Genomic DNA, 21,673 nt, shown 5'->3' on the forward strand with positions numbered 1-21,673 from the left:
TCACCAAATTAGTTTTTGATTATCTAATTTTTTCAAAGTTAACGAATGCGCCAATCTTTGAGCAGATATATTTATTTCTGAAAATAAACCTTCATTTATCATCTCTTCGACGTAACTATTACCATTTTCCGTCATATGAAATTCTAATCCAGTAGATTTCCTTTGGAATGAAAGAAGTCCATAAGAGCATAACATGACTAATAACGGTTTTAATAAAGGATTGATATTCCATGTAGATACATATTCATGATCTGTTAGGACTGTATTATTCATGACACAATCAAAGGAAAAATTGATATAATTAATTCTAACTGATTTACATCTACCTCTCACAGCATGGTATATGATGAACATTATAATTGCCGAATAGATCTCATTTGTATTAAAGCTACTAGCCAAAACTCTTTTATTTTTTAGTTTTATTTCAATCATCATTTTCATCCATAAAATCTAAATCACAATTGGCAAGCCAAAAAGCAATGTCTCTGTTACAAAGCATATGAATATCATCATCAGATAACCCTACAGGACGCAGGGCTCCTGCCAATGTAGTGAAATAATCATCACTTATTTTATGATATCGGTTATTGGCCTCAACTCTACTGGTAGCATAAAAGGTCATATCTTTATCACAAAAAGCCGAATGAGCATATGAATATCCTTTTTCGAATTCAGGTGTAACCCTCATTCTTTCGCCATATAAATAATCACCAATCATAAGACCTCTAATTACTTTCCCTTTTACAACATCTAATTTGTTTTTATTATGCAAAACACTCAACTTTCTATTGATATTATTAGCATACTCAATATTTTTTGAGTCATTTTCCCACTCATCAATAGTAGAGTCTAAAATTTCTTTTCTCATTATATTTACAGAATCTATTATTACATCACGACCATAATTATATTCACTATCATTATAAGCTTTTAATGAAGACTCTAAACTTAAAAAACCATTAGCATTACTACACACTACTTTTGCCAACATTCCTTCATCAGGAATTGATGTTATAATACCGGTTAGGATTAAATACTGATGTGTCTTAAGAAAAACTCCAGCACCAGAAATGCCTTCCATTGCATTTGCTCCCCAATTTCCTGATGAATCGCCTAATATATCCTTACTCACATTAATGATAAAACACGAATCATCATGTTGTTCTACTTGCTCTTGAGAATATAGAATCGCAGGCATAGACATAGTTATTGATTTAACTTTAGAAATTAAGTTCGTTTCTGGTTTCAAAGTCCCTGAAAAAAACACAATAGTATTTAGTTCATTAATATTACCAATTAGATAGAGTATTGCAATATCTTTTTCAGCACAAAACTTGCAGTCAGAAACTGAATAAATAGAACCACGTTCATTTTTTATTTTAATTCTATGAAAATAATTATCCATATGAGAGACAGCTGTACTAATTACATGATATGCAGTGACTACCAATATATAATTCTCATTTTTAAAAATCACTGCACAACCTTTGAATTCATCATCAACGAAAACAAACGCCATGACATCTTTTATTTTATTAACCTGTGACATTATCATATGAACACCTCGGTAGATATTATTCTATGAATTTTTATACCCAACTCATCTTCATTAACAACATCAAAAGATGACGGATGTTCATAGTTAAAATAGAAATAAACCTCTGTAAACCCTTTTGATCTGACACTAATTATTATTTTTGACAGAACTTCTGAGTCAGGATGACTATATGGTCTACTACCATCTGTTGATATGATGAATCTATTGCATGATATAAGATTAAGAAATTCAACAGTCGTATTATGCCTGCTGCCATGGTGAGATATTTTTATCAAATCAACATCTAGAACTTGGATTTTACGTGTAAACAATATTTTTCTTAACGATTTTGATATAACACTAGGGTGTGAATCCCCTAATAACAAAATCCTCTTATCATTATATTCAGCTAGCAAAGCTATTGAACTTGTATTTATAATATCCTTACATGGATTATTATCAAATTCTTCCACCATGATATCAGACGTTACAGAAAACCTCTTTTTTCTTGCTGAGACTTTGTCATTAACAATATGATGCTGGCATCGTCCATTATGAAACTCATTCCATTTTTCAGCTAAAATTTTAAGATGTTCATTATCAGGTGACAGAGCAAAAAAACTTGCCCCATCAACATTAAAATAATCACCAGAATTCATATTTTGTATATTTATTCTTAATTTTTTAACACTTTCACTTAACAAATTTCCATGATGATAACCTACCTTGTCATCATTTTTATATCTTATTAATTCTGGAGTATTAACAAAAAACTTCAAGTCAGGATGAAATGATTTTATTTCTGAATGGCTAAATATATGCAGAAAACCACCTATATGATCATAATCAATATGAGTAAGAACGAAAAAGTCAATTTCTTTTATAGGAGGTAATAAAGGATTTCGATCTTTCCTTAAGGTAGCAGGGGTTCCACTATCAATGAGCATATGATGCTTTTTCCATGATAAAAGCAGCGAATCACCTTTTCCAGCCTTGAGGACTAAAACTCGCATATCAATCTTCCTTGAAGAGATTTATATCAATAGCTACACATTGATTACACTAGAGTTTCCCATAAGCATCCTAGCATCAAGTATTCATATTTACACCATGTACAAATAAACACTGTATTTATATACATAAAAAGTTAATAGCTATAGGAAATGGGCTTCTCTTTGATATTGAAGGCTAAAGGCTTTGGGGAAAGCCCGAACTACATAAGTATATTTCAACGCAAAAAATTGCAGCTATGCCGTAGTAAGCATTCAATAAAAGGTGGTCATTCTGGTGGTCTTGACAACCACAACTTTTAGGTTTAGCTTACCTATCAGCCAGTTAATGGCTAAGGCGATCCCAGTCAGAGGAGCCAAATTTAAGAGAGCAGACGTTTCATCACGTCTGCTTTTTTGTTTTGTAGCGCGGGTGCGCCCTCCCGGATTCACCCGCCGCTCATCAAATCTGGTAATCAATCGCCGCTTCTGCGCTCTCCATCGCCTGGCGTTTGATATCCTCCACTGACAGCGCGCTGTTACACAGTTCGATAAACCGCCAGACATAATTTCGCTGCAGTTGGCCACGCTTAATCCCCAACCAGACAGTATTGGCATCGAATAAATGCCGGGCATCGAGGCGAATCAGGCGCCGATCGTCCAGCTCGTCGCTGGCCTGTTCAGCCACCAGACCAATCCCCAGCCCCAGCGCGACATAAGTTTTAATCACATCCGAGTCCTGGGCGCTGAGCACCACATCGGGAAGCAGGCCGCGACGGGAAAAGGCTTCGTCAATGCGCGAACGGCCAGTAATCCCCTGGCGATAGGTAATCAGCGGCCAGCGGCTGATATCGTCCAGCGTCAGCGGCACAGCCTGTACCAGCGGATGCCCTTCCGGCACCAGCAGACTATGGAACCAGCGAAACCACGGATAGGCAACCAGTTGCGGGTCATTACTCAGCCGCTCACTGGCGATACCGATATCAGCTTCCCCGCTTTGCAGCAGAGCCTCAATCTCCTGCGGCGTCCCCTGAATCAGCTCCACCCGCACCTCGGGAAACAATTCGCGGAAAGATTTTATCACCGGCGGCAGGCTATAGCGCGCCTGAGTGTGGGTAGTAGCAATCGTCAAAACGCCGGAGGCATCATTGGCAAACAAATCCGCCAACCGCCGGACATTACTGGCCTCGTTGAGAATCCGCTCGGCGATCGCCAGTAGCGCCTTCCCGGGCTCGGTCATGCCTAACAGGCGTTTACCACGGCGGACAAAGATTTCGATACCCAATTCGTCTTCCAGCTCGCGGATATGGCGGCTGACGCCGGATTGAGAGGTAAAAAGCATGCTGGCGACCTCGGTCAGATTGTAATCTCGCCGGGCCGCCTCCCGGATAATTTTTAATTGCTGGAAATTCACAGTGTCCCCACAGGCCTGTCTGACATATCTCTATTGATAAAGTCTCAGCCCGGGCGCCACAAATAATAAAAATATGCAATTTATAGCATTACGGAATAAGTCATTAGCTGGCCAGCATCAGTTCCCGGCGCTCGGGGACCGGACTGGTCGCCAGAGTCATCAACAACTCCCTGACCGCCTGAGCCTGCGGCGTCAGCGAACGACAGGCGCACTGGTTCAGCGACAGCGGCAGAGTCAACCCCGGCGCGGTAATCTTTGCTATCCATCCCGCGGTCTGGTTTACCAGCGCGCGCGCCGCGGACTCCGGCAGCACAGTGGCCCCCATGCCGCTGGCGATCGCCGCCGCCAGCATAGAAGCCGACTCAATTTCACCGATAATATTGGCTGACAGACGGCGCAGGGTGAACGCCTCGTCAATGCGTTTGCGCACCGCGCTATAGTCCTGAGGCAGGTAAAGCTGCATTTGCGCCACCTGAGCCAGTTCCACGCTTTGCCCCGGGTAATCGCCGGTGCCGACCAGAAAGAGATCTTCTTTGAACAGCGGCTGGCTGATAATACCGGCGCCAGGCGAACGATCGTAAAGCACCGCCATATCCAATTGACCGCTAATCAGGCGCTCATTCAGCAGCGTCCCGCTGTTTTCGTGCAGATACACCTGAATATCGGGAAGTTCCGCCCGCACGGCCTGCAACAGCGGTATGGTAATCGATGCCGCCGCAGTCCCCGGCGCCAGGCCGATGGAAACTTGACCACGCAGGGTTTGCCCGACATTGTTTACCGCCATCTGCGCCTGTTCGCACTGGCGTAAAATAGTTCTGGCATGGGTATAAAGTATTTTCCCGGCCTCGGTTGGGGTTACGCCGCGTTTACTGCGGATCAACAGCAACTGGTTCATTTCCCCTTCAAGGGTCGCCACCTGTTGGCTGAGGGCGGGTTGGGCAATGTGCAATACTTCAGCGGCCTGGGTAAGGCTGCCAATATCAACAATTTTAACGAAATACTTCAGCCTTCTTAGATTCATTTTGCCTCCTGAAGGGAATGCCAGTGCCGGATATAGATTTGATGGTCAGTTTCAGGATTTGCAATATACTTGCCAGGATTAGCCTGCCAGTGGCGCTTAAATTAACTTACTGAATGATAAGTGAAACATATTGTGTTGCGTCGAACCTCCCCAATGCCGAGGTTTTTCTTATGCCCCATTCGGAGGAGACGCACTAAAAAAGTGCACAGTTTGCTGATTTTGTCAGCGATCAATTTCCGCCACTGCCCAGCCCTTTGACAAGCCCGCAACGGGCCGTTATTATGCGCCCCGTTCACACAATTCCTCTGTAGTTCAGTCGGTAGAACGGCGGACTGTTAATCCGTATGTCACTGGTTCGAGTCCAGTCAGAGGAGCCAGATTCAGAAAAGCCTGCCTGCGAGCAGGCTTTTTGCTTTTCGTCGGTTTGATGTAGGGAGCGAATCATCCTCCTGAGCTACGCCGCTCGTCCCCTGCCGCCATCACTTTCGCTGACGGCCGCGAACCTTCTCCCCGGACTCTTTCTGGTATGCTGCTTCAGGCAGCCTGCACAGCTCAGTCGGACGCTGTTCCAGCGGCCAGGTCGAATTGCGACTCAGGCAAATACCAACCTGTGATCTGTCTATCGGGGAAATGATGAAATATCAGAAGGCATTGCAGCGGCTATTGTTAGACGATCCGCTAAGGATGAAGGCTCTTTACGCTGTTCAGGCGTTAAAACTTAGCGATAGCTGGATCGGCGCCGGATTTGTGCGCGATGCAGTCTGGGACCACTTACACGGATATGGGCACAGATCCGTCGCGGGTGATGTGGATGTTGTCTGGTGTGATCCGCAACGCTGTCATCCTGCTCACGATAGCGGCCTGGAAGAGCAGCTTCGTCAACAATCTGCAACGTTCAACTGGTCGGTAAAGAATCAAGCCAGAATGCATCAACGCAACGGTAATAACCCATACCGCTCCACAGAGAATGCTCTACGGTATTGGCCTGAGACAGCAACGGCTGTCGCAGTCAGAGCAGGAGGCCCGGATCGTATTGAGATTATTGCGCCTTATGGACTTGACGATTTGTTTGAATTACGTCTCCGGCCCACCCCTCAATTCAGGAATGAAAAACTGGATGTTTTCAGGCAACGCTTAGCCACAAAACGCTGGCCAGAGCGCTATCCCCTGTTGCAGCTCATCGCGCCCTGATAATCAAACTATCGATATAGCAATACGCCACTCAATCAGCGACCGTCAGATACATAGTCAGCCGCTTCAGGCGGAGAGCCAGCCTGACAGTGTGGTGTATTTATCACCACGCAGCGAGTCGGTGCCCTCCGGGCTCACACTTTTCAGGTTTAATAATTCCTATATATAAAACATGTGTTATCATTCACCCGTAAATACCTCTCAACTCAACCCGAGGCTTTGATGCTGGAGAATGTAATCATCTGATAATCAGCTCCCCGACCTTTTCAGGCCGGACTGGTTATCAATGCGCTGAAATCGAATGCGAATACCGCTGTGTATTTGCACGTTTTGCACATGATGATTAAACAGGTTTTCCAGTATGAATTTATCCCGTCAGGAACAACGTACCTTACACGTTCTCGCCAAAGGTGGACGTATTGTGCACGTCCGTGATGCGTCAGGCCGCGTCACGTCCGTTGAATGCTATAGCCGAGATGGACTGTTACTCGCTGACTGCACCCTCGCCGTCTTCAAAAAACTTAAAACCAAAAAGCTGATCAGGTCCGTCAACGGTCAGCCCTACCGCATTAATACCACCGGGCTGAACAACGTTCGCCCCCAGCCGGATAACCGTTAAGGAGAGAATGATGGATATCCCACGTATTTTTACCATTAGCGAAAGCGAACACCGCATCCATAACCCGTTCACGCCAGAAAAATATGCCACGCTTGGCCGCGTATTGCGCATGAAGCCGGGTTGGCGAATTCTCGATCTGGGCAGCGGCTCGGGTGAGATGCTATGCACCTGGGCCCACGAACATGGGATTACCGGCGTTGGCATCGACATGAGTCCACTCTTCACCGCGCAGGCAAAACGGCGCGCAGAAGAACTCAACGTCACTGAACGCGTGCATTTTATCCATAGCGACGCCGCCGGTTACGTCGCCGATGAAAAATGCGACGTGGCGGCCTGCATCGGCGCTACCTGGATTGCTGGCGGCGTCGCCGGGACCCTTGAACTGCTGGCGCAGAGCCTCAGGCCAGGCGGAATGCTGCTTATCGGTGAGCCGTACTGGCGTCATCTGCCTGAAACTGAAGAGCTGGCCCAAGCCTGTGGCGTCACATCCGTGGCCGATTTCCTGACCCTTCCCGACCTCGTCGCCTCTTTCGACGCACAGGGTTATGACGTGGTGGAGATGGTGCTGGCAGACCAGGAAGGCTGGGACAGATATGAAGCCGCGAAGTGGCTGACGATGCGCCGCTGGCTGGAGCAAAACCCGGATGATGAATTTGCGCAGGACGTTCGGGCAGAGTTGACTATCTCGCCCAAACGCCACGTCACATACACGCGGGAATACTTTGGCTGGGGAGTGTTTGCGTTAATCGCGCGGTGAGGTGAAACAGAAGGCCTCCGGCGCCGGAGCCTTACTTAGTAAGGGTGCAACTGGCGGGTGAACTTACCCGCCGGCTGTTAGTAGCGAACAACCTGCCAGACACCGCAAGGCGGCCGGCATGCGCATGCCGGCTTGCTCACATTTCCCTCTCACTTACAAGCGCCAATTGTGAAGAAATAATGAATAAGAATGAATAAATCATGAATATTCACCACGCCAATATGAAATACAAATAACAATCATTATCATGCGCATTCTCTAAATATGAATAAATAATGGAGAGTTTGGGGATGACGATGTCAAGGATTCACACCATGCGTCCACTGGCGCTGTTTTTAACCACGTTGATGGCGAGCAGCGTATTTGCCGCGGAAAACGAGGATCAGATGGTGGTGCGCGCCACGGCCGAAGAGGAACTGAAACAGCAGCCTGGCGTTTCCATCATCACGGCGGAAGATATTAAAAAAGAGCCGCCGGTGAACGACCTTTCCGATATCATTCGCAAAATGCCCGGCGTCAACCTCACCGGCAACAGCGCCACCGGCAGCAGGGGTAACAACCGCCAGATCGACATCCGCGGTATGGGGCCGGAAAACACGCTGATCATGGTCGACGGCGTTCCCGTCAGTTCCCGTAACTCGGTACGCTACAGCTGGCGTGGGGAGCGCGATACCCGCGGCGATACCAACTGGGTGCCGGTTGAACTGGTTGAGCGTATCGAAGTGATCCGCGGCCCGGCAGCCGCCCGCTATGGCTCCGGCGCCGCCGGCGGTGTGGTTAACATCATCACCAAACGCCCGACCAACGACTGGCACGGTTCGCTCTCTCTGTACACTAACCAGCCGGAAGACAATAAAGAAGGCGCCACCAGGCGCGCCAACTTTAATCTTACCGGCCCGCTGGCTGGCGATGCTCTGACCATGCGCCTGTACGGCAACATCAACAAAACCGAACCCGATGCCTGGGATATCAACACCGCCCAAAACGGTTCTTACGCCGCCGGGCGCGAAGGAGTGCGCAACAAGGACATCAACGGCCAGCTATCCTGGAAAATCACCCCGACGCAGATTGTCGATGTCGATTACGGCTACAGCCGCCAGGGGAATATTTACGCCGGCGATACCCAGTACAGTAACGGTAACCTCAGCCCCAATGGTCTGGTCAGCTCCCTGTATGGCCAGGAAACCAACCGTATGTACCGCCAGAATTACGGCATCACCCATAACGGCGTCTGGGACTGGGGCCAGTCGAAAACCGGTTTCTACTACGAGAAAACCAATAACACCCGCCTGCAGGAAGGGTCCACGGGTAAAGTCGAGGGGATGATCAACAGCGATGTGTATGACACCAGCCGCCTTGAGAGCTATCGCGCCACCACCGAGATCAACTTCCCGGTCACTCTGTGGGTCGATCATATGGTCACGCTGGGCGCTGACTGGGATCGCGAAGCGCTTAACGATCCGGCTTCCATGTCCGCCACTGACGCCTCCGGGGAAACTATCGGTAATATCTCCGGCGATCCTTCCCGGCGCAGCAGCAAAAACAGCGCAGAAATCACCGGACTCTACTTTGAAGATAATATCGAGGCGCTGCCCGGCACCTTTATCATTCCGGGGCTGCGCTTCGACTATCACAACAAGTTTGGTTCCAACTGGAGCCCGAGCCTCAACGCCTCTCAGGAGTTAGGGGAATACTTTAAGGTTAAAGCCGGTATCGCCCGGGCTTACAAGGCTCCGAACCTCTATCAGTCCAGCGAAGGTTATCTGCTCTCCACCCGCGGCAACGGCTGCCCAAACACCATCGCCAGCGGCAGTTGCTACCTGTTGGGTAACGATGACCTGAAACCGGAAATCAGCGTCAACAAAGAGATTGGCCTTGAGTTCAACTACGATGGCTATATTGCCGGTATCACTTATTTCCGTAACGATTATAAAAACAAAATCGTTTCCGGTAGCGATATCATCGGTTATGCCTCAAACGGCAATAATATTCTGCGCTGGGAAAACGGCGGCAAGGCAGTGGTGGAAGGCCTGGAAGGTAACCTGACCATTCCGCTGGTGCGTGACACCCTGACCTGGCGAACCAACGCCACCTATATGATCCAGTCAGAAAACAAAGATACCGGCAACCCGCTGTCGATCATTCCGGAATACACCATTAACACCATGCTGGACTGGCAGGTTACCGATAAACTGTCCACCAACGTTAACTGGACAATGTATGGCCGCCAGAAACCGCGTGAATACGCCGAGATTCGCACCGAAGTCGACGCCATGTCGAACCGCGAAGTGGGCGCCTATTCCATCGTCGGTATTGGCGGTAATTACCAGTTAACCAAAAATCTGCTGGTTAACGCCGGCGTCAGCAACCTGTTCGACAAACGCCTGTACCGTGAAAACGACGGCGCATCCACCTATAACGAACCGGGCCGCGCTTATTATGCCGGTGTAACCATGTCCTTCTGATCCTCCCGGGCCGTCGCCAGTCGGCGGCCCTTTTGCCGCTTTTCGCTTCCGTTCTCCTTATGCCATGACATACTACAAAGACCGGCACCCGGCGACCGGGCCACGGCTTGATTAAGGAGATACCATGACTCACCCCACATCGCGTCAGCGTCTGACGCCCGCTGAAGCGCTCGACCAATTAGAAGCGCAGTATGATGCCGCGGTGGACGCTCTGCGTCACGCCATTGCCCGATTTATTGAGGATGGCAGCATCCCCGACCCGCAAGTCCGCCATCAGGGGCTGTTCGTCTACCCACAGCTCAGCGTCACCTGGGACGGCGATGCCATCACGCCGCCGAAAACCCGCGCCTGGGGCCGCTTTACGCATCCGGGCTGCTATACCACCACGGTAACCCGCCCGGCGCTGTTCCGCCACTATCTGCTGGAACAGTTAACCATGCTGGTGGAGGATTACGGCGCCACTATCGAAGTGGGACCATCGCTGCATGAAATCCCTTATCCGTATGTGATTGACGGCTCCAGCCTGGCGCTGGACCGTTCGATGAGCGCCGGCCTGACGCGCCACTTCCCCACCACCGAGCTGGCGCAGATTGGCGATGAAACCGCCGATGGCCTGTTCCATCCAACCGAGTTTTACCCGCTGTCCCATTTCGACGCCCGGCGGGTGGATTTCTCACTGGCGCGTCTGCGCCACTACACCGGCACGCCGGTGGAACATTTTCAGCCCTTCGTACTGTTTACCAACTACACCCGCTATGTGGATGAGTTCGTGCGCTGGGGCTGTAGCCAGATCCTCGACCCCGACAGCCCGTATATCGCCATGTCCTGCGCCGGCGGCAACTGGATAACCGCCGAGACCGAAGCGCCCGAGCAAGAGATTTCCGATCTGGCGTGGAAAAAGCACCAGATGCCTGCCTGGCATCTGATCACCGCTGACGGCGAGGGCATTACGCTTATCAACATCGGCGTCGGGCCGTCGAACGCCAAGAACATTTGCGACCACCTGGCAGTACTGCGCCCGGCGGCCTGGCTGATGATCGGCCACTGCGGCGGGCTGCGCGAAAGCCAGAACATCGGCGATTATGTGCTGGCGCACGCCTATTTGCGCGACGACCATGTGCTGGATGCGGTCCTGCCGCCGGATATCCCGATCCCGAGCATCGCGGAAGTGCAGCGCGCCCTGTACGACGCCACCAAACTGGTAAGCGGAATGCCTGGCGAAGAGGTCAAACAGCGCCTGAGAACCGGCACCGTCGTCACCACTGATGACCGCAACTGGGAACTGCGCTACTCCGCCTCAGCCCTGCGCTTCAACCTCAGCCGCGCGGTGGCTATCGATATGGAAAGCGCCACTATCGCCGCCCAGGGGTATCGCTTCCGGGTTCCCTACGGTACCCTGCTATGCGTGTCGGACAAACCCCTGCACGGCGAGATCAAACTGCCCGGCCAGGCAAACCGCTTTTATGAAGGCGCTATCTCGGAACATCTGCAGATAGGTATCCGGGCGATCGCGCTACTTCAGGCGGAGGGTGAGCGACTGCATTCACGCAAACTGCGCACCTTTAACGAACCGCCGTTCCGCTAAAAGCGCCGCCGGCGTTCAGGAGAATCGCGCTTGCTGAACGCCGGCATGCTACCCATTGCCCTTCCAGCGCTATTTCATAGGGAATTTACTGGCGACATGCGTCCGACGCCCGGTAAGCGTGGCCTGCGGTCAGATTTTATTCTGAATTATCCCGTTTCCGCCCCTCAGCCCCCGTAGAGGGCTAAAAATCATTTTTCTCCCGCCCGCTGTCGCGGTAGTCTCATAAGTCGCGCCAATAGTTTTTGGCGCGCAAACAGTGAGCAACCGATTTTATAAATACCAATAATTACAAATTCAGCAACCGACAGGACAGTTATGGACTCAACGCTTATTTCCACCACATCAGGTGAGGAGGCACCGTCACTCAACCGCGCCCGCCGCGCTGCCTGGGGCAGTTTCGCCGGCGCCGTCGTCGACTGGTATGATTTTTTACTCTATGGCATTACCGCTGCGCTGGTGTTTAACCGCGAATTTTTCCCGCAGATCGGTCCGGCCATGGGGACGCTCGCCGCCTTCGCCACGTTCGGCGTCGGCTTTTTGTTCCGCCCGCTGGGAGGCATCATTTTCGGCCATTTCGGCGACCGCCTGGGCCGTAAACGCATGCTGATGATGACCGTCTGGATGATGGGTATCGCCACCGCCTGTATCGGCATTCTGCCCTCCTTTGATACCATCGGCTGGTGGGCGCCGGTTCTGTTGGTGCTGCTGCGGGCCATTCAGGGTTTCGCCGTGGGCGGCGAATGGGGCGGCGCGGCGCTGCTGGCAGTGGAAAGCGCGCCGAAAAACAAACGCGCCTTTTACAGCAGCGGCGTCCAGGTAGGTTACGGCGTCGGGCTGCTACTCTCCACCGGATTAGTGTCGCTGATCAGCTATCTGACCACTGACGAGCAGTTCCTGAGCTGGGGCTGGCGGCTGCCGTTCCTGTTCAGCATTCTGCTGGTACTGGTAGCGCTGTGGATCCGTAACGGTATGGAGGAGTCCGCCGAATTTGAAGAGCAGCAGCGCAGCGCCAGTCAGCAGGAGCAAAAACAGCGCCTGCCGGTGCTGGAGGCCCTGGTACGCCATCCCGGCGCTTTCCTGCTGATCATTGCGCTACGCCTGTGCGAGCTGCTGACGATGTATATCGTGACCGCCTTCGCCCTGAACTACTCCACCCAAAACCTCGGGCTGCCGCGGGAGTTGTTCCTCAACATAGGCCTGCTGGTGGGGGGTATCAGTTGCCTGACCATCCCCTGCTTTGCCTGGATGGCCGACCGTTTTGGCCGCCGGCGTATCTATGTGACCGGCGCGCTGCTCGGTACCCTGAGCGCTTTCCCGTTCTTTATGGCGCTGGAGGCTCAGTCGGTATTCTGGATTGTTTTCTTCTCCCTGATGTTGGCCAACATTGCCCATGACATGGTGGTTTGCGTCCAGCAGCCAATGTTCACCGAGATGTTCGGCGCCAGCTATCGCTACAGCGGCGCCGGCGTCGGCTATCAGGTAGCCAGCGTGGTCGGCGGCGGATTCACGCCCTTTATCGCCGCAGCGCTGGTAACCTTCTCCGGCGGATCGTGGCACAGCGTGGCTATCTACCTCACGGCGGGCTGCCTGCTTTCCGCCCTGACGGCAATCCTGATGAAAACGCCGAAACATACGGCGCATTAATCCCCCTCATCCGCGGAGCCGCCGGGGCTCCGCCCTTGTTCGTGCCCGGCGGCTGTGGTGTGATGTTACTAATTATTTTGCTTGCCTGGCATCAATACGTTAAACCGAGGTCGCCAGATGAACACTGATACTGCGCCCATTTTCTGGCCGCAACGCTTTCTCCTCCCGCAACCGCGGATAGTGCTGTGCCCGGATCCAACCAGCGCGGAGCAGCCGTTGATCGCCCGCGCCAGTGCCGGAGAGGCGGTGGCGCAGATCTGGCAGGCGCCGCAGGGGCTGGTAGTTCCGGGCAGTTACCGACGTTTTGCCGGTCTACAGGCCGCCTGCGCTGATTTTGCCGCCTGGGGCTGGCCGGTATGGTTACGCCGTTCCGGCGGCGGACTGGTTCCCCAGGGGAAAGGGATCATCAACCTCAGCCTCGCCTGGCCGATCAACCAGCCACTGGGAGACGCCGCCGAACCGGTCTATCTGCAACTGTGCGCACTGATTCAGCGCGCTCTGAAACGCTTTGGCGTCGTCAGTCACTTTCAGTCAGTAACCGGTTCATTTTGCGATGGCCGCTACAATCTGGCCTGCGGTCAGGGAGAACATGCGCGCAAAATTGTCGGTACCGCCCAGTACTGGCGCCCTCTTCCCGATAGCAAGGGTCATGTGGTACTGGCCCACGCAGTTATCCTGGTGACAGCCGACCTTATCGCAGCGCACCATATTGCGAACGCTTTTGAGGCCGCCATTAACAGTGGTCGCCGCTACGACGTCGACAAAACTGTAACGCTGGCCGCCCTGGCCGCGCCGCGCAACGATCTTCAGGCACAGTTTTGCGGCGTTCTGGCGGAGTTGCTGGGCGCTGCGCCAGCGTAACGTCAAAAGCCGCAAACGGAGAGACAACTGATTGATTAGTCCGCACTGCGGCGGTAAAAAGACGATTTTTACGCCACTGCGGATAATTTATCAGCAGACGCATTTTTTTCAGCAAAATGGCTTTGACAACCCCACTGCGCCTCGCTAATATGCGCCCCGTTCACACAATTCCTCTGTAGTTCAGTCGGTAGAACGGCGGACTGTTAATCCGTATGTCACTGGTTCGAGTCCAGTCAGAGGAGCCAGATTCAGAAAAGCCTGCCTGCGAGCAGGCTTTTTGCTTTTGAACGCTGACTGACGCTAAGCGTCGAATCAACCTGTTGCGCTATCCCGCTGTGATGCCAGCGGTACCACTTCGCCAGGCAAAAGCCACCATTTTCCTGCTCCAGAGATTACAGCGCGGTAACATCATTAAGATAATCCCCGGACAGCGAATAATTATTTATTCACAACGGCCAGATTGCTTATTCTCAGTCGCACCCACCGCAGCATTTTTTATTTGCCATGGCTCCGGAACATTATCTTTTATTGCCAGGATATAATTATCGACCAGGCTTTTTGTTTTATCACTGAACGAATAGAATTCATTGAGCGAACACACCATGTCGATGTCGTCATTGATGGGATGAACAATGTATTCCGGAGTCAGATACAGGACTCGCCCCGCCAGGGTTTTGACATAAAATTTTGAACCCAACCGGGGAGTAACGTTAATTTGATTAATACCTATTTCCAGCAGATCCTGTGATGGAAAATAGACGACGTACCAGTGTATATGAATTCCGCATCTTACCGCTTCATGACCCGCCTTTTCCGCTATAGCAGCAATCCCTGCGTCATGTATGGCGCTGATCGTTTGATTAAGTTCTTTCCCCGTCAGCCAGGCATTGGTGAACGACACAATAATAGAAATAGCCAGGCTGGCAAGAAGTGTCAGTATTATTGTCGACAATACCCATAAACCGCTGCCAAAATCCACAAACAACAGCGGGATAAGCATGCAGGCGATAAGAGACAGGATCTGGATTATTGCTGACCATTTCCCGGACCGGCGAACAAATGAAAAGATCAGGTAGATTATTACCAGCCCGATAAAGCCGTAAAAAAACAACAACGAGGAATCGACCATGTGCCATCCGTAGCAGCCAGAAATAAGAATTTCTCTTACCTCAATGAACTGAGAATAAAATCCTTCCGATGATGAAAGATTCTATTCATCGTTGGCAGGTTTATCAACCATTGATTACCTGAATAGCCTGCGCCGGGCGATCGCCCCATCCAGGCGGCACCACGCGCCTCCCCGGGCTGAAGGCCGCCAGCACAGTCTGCCATTAATACCCTGCGATAATAGCGCTCACCCAGCCATACTGGTGATGATGCAATACATTAACCTTTTCCACGCCGAAAAATGCTCACTACGCGCCAGTATGACATTGCCCACACGCCCTGAATTCCCGGTGCGCAGGATAAAAAAATCCCCCGCATCTGCGAGGGACAGTTTTGAGCAGAAGACTTACTCTTCAATACGCGGGTGCTGCTGCACCAGGCGGGAGCGTTTCTCCTGCAATTCAGCAATCTCTTTATCAATATCTTCAATTTTGTGTTCGATATTGTCGTGATGCTCGCGGAGAATTTCTTTCGCTTCCTGGATATCCGAGGCCGCCGGCGTCGCCCCTTTCAGCGGACGGTTGGCGGTCTCTTTCATCGTCAGACCGGTCACCAGACCGATAGCGGCAATCACCATCAGATAATAAGCAGGCATCATCAGGTCTGAGGTACTCTCCACCAGCCACGCCGCCAGCGTCGGCGTCAGCCCGGCCACCAGCACTGAGATGTTAAAGGCGCTGGCCAGCGCGCTGTAGCGAATATGGGTCGGAAACATCGCCGGCAGCGAAGATGCCATCACCCCGGTAAAACAGTTGAGCACCACCGCCAGCATTAACAGACCGGCAAAAATCAGCACCGTCACATTGCTGTTAATTAACATAAATGCCGGTATGGCGAGTGCAAACAGCGCAATACTACCGATAACCACAAACGGACGGCGACCAAAATGGTCGCTGAGTAGCCCCATTACCGGCTGGACAAACAGCATCCCGATCATAATGGCGATGATAATCAGCACCCCATGATCTTCTGAATAGTGCAGATTATGGGATAAATAGCTCGGCATATAGGTGAGCAGCATGTAATAAGTCACGTTGGTGGCAATCACCAGACCGATACAGGTCAGCAGGCTACGCCAGTGCTGGGTAGCAATCTCTTTGAAAGAGACCTTTGGTCCTTCCTGCAGCCCCTGGCGATCGCCCTGCTCCAGCTTTTCAACGTGCTGCTGGAACGCCGGAGTCTCCTCCAGCGCATGGCGCAGGTACAGCCCGATAATCCCCAGCGGCAGCGCCAGGAAGAACGGGATACGCCAGCCCCATTCCAGGAAGTTCGCCTCCCCGACCATGGATGAGATCAATACCACTACGCCGGCGCCGAGCACGAACCCGGCAATGGAGCCGAAATCCAGCCAGCTCCCCATAAAGCCGCGCTTGCGGTCCGGGGAATATTCCGCCACAAAGATAGATGCTCCGGTATATTCACCGCCCACCGAAAAGCCCTGCGCCATTTTACAGATCAGCAGCAGAATTGGCGCCCAGATTCCAATAGAGGCATACGAGGGAATGAGTCCGATACAGAAGGTACTTATCGACATAATGACGATAGTAATGGCGAGTATTTTCTGGCGACCGTATTTATCACCAAGCATCCCGAAAAATAAACCGCCGAGCGGGCGAATAAGAAACGGTACGGAGAATGTCGCCAGAGCAGCGATCATTTGTACGCTGGGATTGGCATCCGGAAAAAAGACTTTGCCAAGTGCGTAGGCAACAAATCCATAAACACCAAAGTCAAACCACTCCATGGCATTACCGAGAGATGCCGCGGTGATCGCTTTGCGTAATTTCCCATCATCAATGATCGTCACATCACGCAGCGTGATCGGTTTTATTTTTTTCCTTTTTAGCATTTTTATCCTCTTTCGCTATCGTCCTGAGCACACTCCCGGCCTGGCGCCTTGCCTTGTAAGAACGGCCAGTTACAGCGGGGAGTTTTGCATCGGCACCCACCTTGCTCCGGGTACCTGATTCAAGCGTAGCAGGTTTAATTCCACGAGCTGTTCGCTCTTTGTACAATCTAACCTGTTGACGCCTGGCAGAACGGTGAATCGTCTCTCTACCCTACCAGCGATTAAAAGCGTGATCAACTTCACATAAGTTTACTGTTCTGGATAATTGTCACTATAAAGCAGAAAATAATGTCGCGTTATTCTTCTGTTTATCGTTGTACTGATTTTGCCACCAGGCCAGTGTTCATCGGGGATATCACGTTGCAGGTAAGAAAGAAAATTTCTCCCCTGTTACAGGAAAAAATATAGCCACGGACAACCGTAAAAAAATTTTTCTGCCGGGTGAAAATTCAGATGTATCGCGCCATAAAAAAGAACCTGTGATACGCAAAACAGGCACAGAAAAAACGCCATCAATTTCCTGAGGTTTATTAAGGAAATCACCAGCGGAATCCTGATATTCAGACGACAGAGCACCCGCCAGTGGCATTTTTCATAAATAACCGCACAAGTTGCTATCGACTACACACCAGAAATGGGGGCCATCATGCTCAAACAGCACCCTGAACTGTACTGGCTGATACTGGCAGAGGCTGCAAATATTGCTCAGGGTAAAGAGCAGCAGACTCAGGAAACTGTAAAAAAGCCCTAGAGGCGCAGGCGTGGCTAAAGACGTTCGGCGGCGAGCAGGGGGATAAAGCTCAATGGAAGCGGGAACGGCTGAATTTACCGCCTGTTCCAGCACCTGACATTGATGAGGTGACTGCGGAGATCCTGAACGCGTATGCCATAATCTCCCGTTCCCGCCAGTTTGCTGGCATGGCCGCTGCGCCGCTCCCGCTATCACTGGCCGATATAGATCGTTTTTTGATTTCAAGACCTCTGGTGATAGATCGTGTAGAGTTCGAAACGGCCATTTTTGCGCTTGATGATTCATGGCGTTCAGATTGGGCTGATGAACAGGATCGAAATGAGGATAGATGAGAGCCCGCCTAAGTGGGCCATAGTACTCAATAGTCAACACAATAATAGCGAAAGCTGATCTTCGAGTCAGTAATTGGTAGGATGTTATTGATTGTTTCTGATGGGGTGTGTGCTATGCGTATCTTAGGATGGTTGGTGTTACTGGTTGGAGCTGTCTGGCTAATTGTTGCATTGAATATGAATGTAACCGTTTGGAGCGAATCAGGTAATTATGTTAATAATTTTGGCTTAATGGCAGAAAGGCAAAACCATACAATCATTGGCGGAGTAATTTTGATATGTGGAGTGTTAATGATCGCTTTAGGAAAAAAAATGCCCACTCCAAACTATGATGTCAAATGTCCATTCTGCGCCGAATATATTAGCCCTGACGCAATAAAATGTAAACATTGTGGTAGCGATATTAAACACAGCGCTAAAATTAATTCAGATGTATGGGTTGCTGTTAATTTTTATTATGTTGATGATGGTGAGGCTAAGCTAAATAGAGGGGCAGTAGCTGACTTAGTTTGTGAGATGAAAATAAAAAATCAAAATTATTCACCTGTTAAATTAATGATAAAATATCAAGATAAAATTAAGGAATTACAGGGGAAATTACCTCCTAATATTCGTGATGAATTCTTAGGTACCTATAAAGAATTTATGTGATATTCACTTTGCAACATTAAAAAAACCCGCTATTGCGGGTTTTTTATTGTCCGGAGAAGGATAAATGACAGAGCAAACATCTCGCCTTGCGATAATTGTTGATAGTAGCGGAGCTGAAAAAAACGCTGACAATCTTGCTACTGCTCTTGTCCGTATGACTCAGGCAGGGGAAAAGGCAGAGAGAGCAACAGATGATCTTTCTGGCTCCACAAAGCAACTTAATTCATGGATGAGGGCTGGATCAACCGACGCAAAAAAAAGCACTGAATCAATTAACGAACAACGGCAGGCTTTCGAAGCTCTCCGCAATAAAATAGATCCTATTGGCGCAGCTATTAATGAAGTAGGTAGGCGTTTTTCTGAGGTGAAAAAATATTTTGATTCTGGGCTGATTGATAAAGAGGAGTTTTTATTTCTCAAGCAAAAGCTGGATGAAACCACTGAGGAATTGAGTGGTGTAGCGCAGGCTCAAAGAGAGGCAGAAAAAGCTGGTAAGCTCGCAGCAGCTCAACTGGAGACGCAGGCGCGGGCATTTGAAACTATGCTTGCTAAAATTGACCCTCTGACTTCGGCATTAAAAAACCTTGACCAGCAGCAACATTCGCTATCAGAAGCATTAAAAAATGGAAAAATCAATACAGAGCAATTTGACCGGTACAGCCAGAAACTTGCTGAAACCCGCAGGGAAGTTACCGGAGAAGCTCAGGCGGAACGGGATGCAGTTAAAGCGCATATAGTGATTATTTTAATGGCCAGTCACCCGGAAACAGGCTAAATGCGTTTTTCGCTATAACAAACTCAATTTTGTTATTTAAACGTTATAAGCCACGTTTGTTATCCTGGCACAGTCATCACAACAGGAAGCAAAACAATGAGAAAACACCTATGGCGCCTGACGGCGCTGACACTGGCCATTGGGTTGTCCGGGCTGGCGCATGCGGCGGCGGAAACGGTTACTATCGGCTATCAAAAGGCCAATATTTTTGCTCTGTTGAAATCCCGGGGTACGCTGGAGCAGCGTTTGGGTAAAACAGGTATACAGGTTCGCTGGGTAGAATTCCCGGCCGGGCCGCAGATGTTGGAAGGGTTGAATGTTGGCAGTATCGATCTGGCGGCCACCGGCGATGCGCCGCCGGTTTTCGCCCAGGCCGCGCAAGCGGATCTGGTCTATCTGGGGCACTCACCGGCCAGCCCAAAAACCGAGGCCATCGTTGTGCCTCAGGATTCAGCTATCAAAACCGTTGCCGATTTGAAAGGTAAGCGAGTGGGGTTGAATAAGGGGTCTGACGTTAACTACCTGCTGGTGCGGGCACTGGAGAACGCCGGGCTGAGTTATAAAGATATCACCCCGGTTTATCTGCCACCGGCGGATGCCCGGGCCGCCTTCCAGCGCGGGGCCATTGACGCCTGGGCTATCTGGGATCCTTTCCTGGCGGAGGTTGAAACTAACGCCCACGCCAGGCAGTTAGCCAACGCGGAGGGGCTGGCGCCCCACTACACTTTTTACCTCGCCAGTCGTAAGTTTGCTGACGGGCAGCCACAACTGGCGCAGGAGATTATCGATGAACTGCAGCAACTAAGTGGCTGGGCCAATGAACACCGCCCGGAAGCCGCCGGGCTACTTTCCCGCTCTACCGGGCTGGATAAAGCGATATGGGAAAAAGCCATTGGCCGCACCACCTTCGGCGCCGAACGCATGACGCCGGCGGTATTCAGCGAGCAGCAGGCGCTGGCGGATACGTTTACGCGCATCGGGCTGCTCCCGGTGAAGGTAGAGGTGAATAGTGCGAAGTGGGGGCAGGATCAATAGGATGCCGCTGGTTTTTTAGCCTGATGCGCCGGCAGAGGTGTCGTTCACTTTAAGTCTATGATTCCGTCAACCACGATGGCACGAACCAGAGAGGGCCCAGGCGCCGCCCTCTCTCCACTCCAGACTTCCGGCAGTAAAATCAGCACAACACTGATTTTGGGCCCGGGTCACGCGATACCCGTTAATTCACACCTCTGGCCTTGGGACGGATGCGCCCGCCTGAAACGAGGCGTATCCCTGCGGAGCCAACGCAAGTGACGTTTTTGTCCCCGCCCCGGCCATCCGCAAAAATTGCCGACGATTTTAAGCCGGACTTAACCCCCCGCGGTGAAATCGGGGATTTTAGAGGACATATTTATTGCTATAGGGGCGTTACCGGAACTTTCAGGAAACCGTAGTTTCCAGTTGATAGATCTTGTTTTTACTTTGATGCTGCTACAAATTTTTTGCAGACTTCCCGCAGACTTACACCCATTTTTCAAAAAATTAAATCAGCCTTACCGCGACACAGATGCTGCAAACCAGACAATAAAATGGCAGCGGGACATATCCCCCCGCTGGAAATCGCTGGAACGAAGGCCGCGAGACAAGGACCTGGCGTCATGGATGGCGCCGGGAGGGCATGCCGAGACAGGACGTCGAGTCATGCCCGGTCCGCGGGATAAGGCCGGGAGTGGAAGTTCCCGCGAAGCGGGCGATTTCCGTTGCGGGGCCGCGAGGGGTGTCGGGGAGCGAGCGGGACGCTCCCCGACCCGTTCACTGAGAACTGACGTCAGCAAAGAGCACCAGACATAAAGTGAACGGAAAAAAACGGAGCTTCAGACTCACACCAGATTCACCGCGTGAACGAAAAAAACAGCAACACCACAGACCGATGCCAGCCAGCATACCAAAACAGGACATCAAGTCATGCCCGGTCCGCGGGATAAGGCCGGGAGTGGAAGTTCCCGCGAAGCGGCGATTTCCGTTGCGGGGCCGCGAGGGGTGTCGGGGAGCGAGCGGGACGCTCCCCGACCCGTTCACTGATAAC

At 51.0% G+C, this 21,673-nt stretch carries 17 protein-coding genes, 2 tRNA genes and 1 pseudogene; 12 read left to right on the top strand and 8 right to left on the bottom strand.

Translation table 11 applies throughout. From position 1 onward, the window contains the following. From AQ981_RS27600 to nac, 5 genes are all read right to left on the bottom strand, one after another. On the bottom strand, nucleotides 1–435 hold the full coding sequence (locus AQ981_RS27600; protein ID WP_125400859.1) for a hypothetical protein: 435 nt from the start codon (nucleotides 433–435) through the stop codon (nucleotides 1–3). Beyond that, complete coding sequence (locus tag AQ981_RS08010) at nucleotides 425–1,549, bottom strand: hypothetical protein (protein WP_154675916.1); 1,125 nt, start codon at nucleotides 1,547–1,549, stop codon at nucleotides 425–427. Before AQ981_RS08010 ends, AQ981_RS27600 begins: the two co-directional genes overlap by 11 nt. 2 nt (nucleotides 1,550–1,551) lie before the next feature. Then, a complete protein-coding gene (locus AQ981_RS27220) occupies nucleotides 1,552–2,550 on the bottom strand; it encodes a ComEC/Rec2 family competence protein (RefSeq protein WP_071608835.1) in 999 nt (332 codons plus the stop codon). A 439-nt stretch (nucleotides 2,551–2,989) separates the two neighbouring features. Beyond that, nucleotides 2,990–3,940 (bottom strand): HTH-type transcriptional regulator Cbl, encoded by a 951-nt coding sequence (gene cbl, locus AQ981_RS08015; RefSeq protein WP_058911229.1) that lies wholly within the window; start codon nucleotides 3,938–3,940, stop codon nucleotides 2,990–2,992. A 103-nt stretch (nucleotides 3,941–4,043) separates the two neighbouring features. Next, on the bottom strand, nucleotides 4,044–4,961 hold the full coding sequence (nac, locus tag AQ981_RS08020) for a nitrogen assimilation transcriptional regulator NAC (RefSeq protein ID WP_058911230.1): 918 nt from the start codon (nucleotides 4,959–4,961) through the stop codon (nucleotides 4,044–4,046). A 301-nt stretch (nucleotides 4,962–5,262) separates the two neighbouring features. Between nac and AQ981_RS08025 the strand changes: the two genes are divergently transcribed. The 9 genes from AQ981_RS08025 to AQ981_RS08065 all read left to right on the top strand — a co-directional run bounded on the left by AQ981_RS08025 (nucleotide 5,263) and on the right by AQ981_RS08065 (nucleotide 14,328). Then, nucleotides 5,263–5,338, top strand: a tRNA-Asn gene (locus AQ981_RS08025). Nucleotides 5,339–5,594: 256 nt separating this feature from the next. After that, nucleotides 5,595–6,152: a nucleotidyltransferase family protein gene (locus tag AQ981_RS08030; protein ID WP_058911372.1), complete on the top strand. Its 558-nt coding sequence runs from the start codon at nucleotides 5,595–5,597 to the stop codon at nucleotides 6,150–6,152. 361 nt (nucleotides 6,153–6,513) lie between these two features. Then, entirely contained in the window at nucleotides 6,514–6,771 is a 258-nt protein-coding gene (locus tag AQ981_RS08035) for a YjhX family toxin (protein WP_058911231.1), read from the top strand. Between the two features lie 10 nt (nucleotides 6,772–6,781). Next, complete coding sequence (locus tag AQ981_RS08040) at nucleotides 6,782–7,528, top strand: SAM-dependent methyltransferase (RefSeq protein ID WP_058911232.1); 747 nt, start codon at nucleotides 6,782–6,784, stop codon at nucleotides 7,526–7,528. A 296-nt stretch (nucleotides 7,529–7,824) separates the two neighbouring features. Next, a complete protein-coding gene (locus tag AQ981_RS08045) occupies nucleotides 7,825–9,993 on the top strand; it encodes a TonB-dependent siderophore receptor (RefSeq protein ID WP_420809748.1) in 2,169 nt (722 codons plus the stop codon). A gap of 124 nt (nucleotides 9,994–10,117) precedes the next feature. Continuing rightward, on the top strand, nucleotides 10,118–11,578 hold the full coding sequence (locus tag AQ981_RS08050) for an AMP nucleosidase (RefSeq protein ID WP_058911234.1): 1,461 nt from the start codon (nucleotides 10,118–10,120) through the stop codon (nucleotides 11,576–11,578). A 315-nt stretch (nucleotides 11,579–11,893) separates the two neighbouring features. Further along, nucleotides 11,894–13,222 carry a shikimate transporter gene (shiA, locus tag AQ981_RS08055; protein WP_058911235.1) on the top strand — a complete coding sequence of 443 codons (1,329 nt, stop codon included), beginning with the start codon at nucleotides 11,894–11,896 and terminating at the stop codon, nucleotides 13,220–13,222. Between the two features lie 117 nt (nucleotides 13,223–13,339). Then, nucleotides 13,340–14,083: a lipoyl protein ligase domain-containing protein gene (locus AQ981_RS08060; protein ID WP_058911236.1), complete on the top strand. Its 744-nt coding sequence runs from the start codon at nucleotides 13,340–13,342 to the stop codon at nucleotides 14,081–14,083. Between the two features lie 169 nt (nucleotides 14,084–14,252). Then, nucleotides 14,253–14,328, top strand: a tRNA-Asn gene (locus AQ981_RS08065). A 197-nt stretch (nucleotides 14,329–14,525) separates the two neighbouring features. Here the strand turns inward: AQ981_RS08065 and AQ981_RS26855 are convergent. The 3 genes from AQ981_RS26855 to AQ981_RS27605 form a co-directional block, all read right to left on the bottom strand. Beyond that, a complete protein-coding gene (locus AQ981_RS26855) occupies nucleotides 14,526–15,212 on the bottom strand; it encodes a hypothetical protein (RefSeq protein WP_058911237.1) in 687 nt (228 codons plus the stop codon). Between the two features lie 384 nt (nucleotides 15,213–15,596). Further along, nucleotides 15,597–17,099: a glycine betaine/L-proline transporter ProP gene (gene proP, locus AQ981_RS08075; protein WP_058911238.1), complete on the bottom strand. Its 1,503-nt coding sequence runs from the start codon at nucleotides 17,097–17,099 to the stop codon at nucleotides 15,597–15,599. 355 nt (nucleotides 17,100–17,454) lie between these two features. Then, entirely contained in the window at nucleotides 17,455–17,688 is a 234-nt protein-coding gene (locus tag AQ981_RS27605; RefSeq protein WP_154675917.1) for a hypothetical protein, read from the bottom strand. A 785-nt stretch (nucleotides 17,689–18,473) separates the two neighbouring features. Between AQ981_RS27605 and AQ981_RS08080 the strand changes: the two genes are divergently transcribed. The 3 genes and pseudogenes from AQ981_RS08080 (at nucleotide 18,474) to AQ981_RS08090 (ending at nucleotide 20,643) form a co-directional block, all read left to right on the top strand. Continuing rightward, nucleotides 18,474–18,833, top strand: a complete 360-nt coding sequence (locus AQ981_RS08080; protein ID WP_420809749.1) for a zinc ribbon domain-containing protein — start codon at nucleotides 18,474–18,476, stop codon at nucleotides 18,831–18,833. A 64-nt stretch (nucleotides 18,834–18,897) separates the two neighbouring features. Continuing rightward, nucleotides 18,898–19,566, top strand: a pseudogene (locus AQ981_RS08085) (phage tail tape measure protein); the annotation flags it as partial. A gap of 138 nt (nucleotides 19,567–19,704) precedes the next feature. Continuing rightward, nucleotides 19,705–20,643: a sulfonate ABC transporter substrate-binding protein gene (locus AQ981_RS08090; protein ID WP_058911241.1), complete on the top strand. Its 939-nt coding sequence runs from the start codon at nucleotides 19,705–19,707 to the stop codon at nucleotides 20,641–20,643. The last annotated feature ends 1,030 nt before the right edge of the window (nucleotides 20,644–21,673 follow it).

This window comes from Entomohabitans teleogrylli (assembly GCF_001484765.1).
Taxonomy (GTDB): Bacteria; Pseudomonadota; Gammaproteobacteria; order Enterobacterales; family Enterobacteriaceae; genus Entomohabitans; species Entomohabitans teleogrylli.

Coding starts and splice junctions, on each gene's coding strand:
- AQ981_RS26855 (WP_058911237.1), bottom strand. CDS start 15,212: ATGGTCGATTCCTCGTTGTTGTTTTTTTACGGCTTTATCGGGCTGGTA.
- AQ981_RS27220 (WP_071608835.1), bottom strand. CDS start 2,550: ATGCGAGTTTTAGTCCTCAAGGCTGGAAAAGGTGATTCGCTGCTTTTA.
- AQ981_RS27605 (WP_154675917.1), bottom strand. CDS start 17,688: ATGCCACTGGCGGGTGCTCTGTCGTCTGAATATCAGGATTCCGCTGGT.
- nac (WP_058911230.1), bottom strand. CDS start 4,961: ATGAATCTAAGAAGGCTGAAGTATTTCGTTAAAATTGTTGATATTGGC.
- AQ981_RS08035 (WP_058911231.1), top strand. CDS start 6,514: ATGAATTTATCCCGTCAGGAACAACGTACCTTACACGTTCTCGCCAAA.
- AQ981_RS08030 (WP_058911372.1), top strand. CDS start 5,595: ATGAAATATCAGAAGGCATTGCAGCGGCTATTGTTAGACGATCCGCTA.
- shiA (WP_058911235.1), top strand. CDS start 11,894: ATGGACTCAACGCTTATTTCCACCACATCAGGTGAGGAGGCACCGTCA.
- AQ981_RS08090 (WP_058911241.1), top strand. CDS start 19,705: ATGAGAAAACACCTATGGCGCCTGACGGCGCTGACACTGGCCATTGGG.
- AQ981_RS08080 (WP_420809749.1), top strand. CDS start 18,474: ATGATCGCTTTAGGAAAAAAAATGCCCACTCCAAACTATGATGTCAAA.
- AQ981_RS27600 (WP_125400859.1), bottom strand. CDS start 435: ATGATGATTGAAATAAAACTAAAAAATAAAAGAGTTTTGGCTAGTAGC.
- AQ981_RS08040 (WP_058911232.1), top strand. CDS start 6,782: ATGGATATCCCACGTATTTTTACCATTAGCGAAAGCGAACACCGCATC.
- proP (WP_058911238.1), bottom strand. CDS start 17,099: ATGCTAAAAAGGAAAAAAATAAAACCGATCACGCTGCGTGATGTGACG.
- AQ981_RS08010 (WP_154675916.1), bottom strand. CDS start 1,549: ATGTCACAGGTTAATAAAATAAAAGATGTCATGGCGTTTGTTTTCGTT.
- AQ981_RS08060 (WP_058911236.1), top strand. CDS start 13,340: ATGAACACTGATACTGCGCCCATTTTCTGGCCGCAACGCTTTCTCCTC.
- AQ981_RS08050 (WP_058911234.1), top strand. CDS start 10,118: ATGACTCACCCCACATCGCGTCAGCGTCTGACGCCCGCTGAAGCGCTC.
- AQ981_RS08045 (WP_420809748.1), top strand. CDS start 7,825: ATGTCAAGGATTCACACCATGCGTCCACTGGCGCTGTTTTTAACCACG.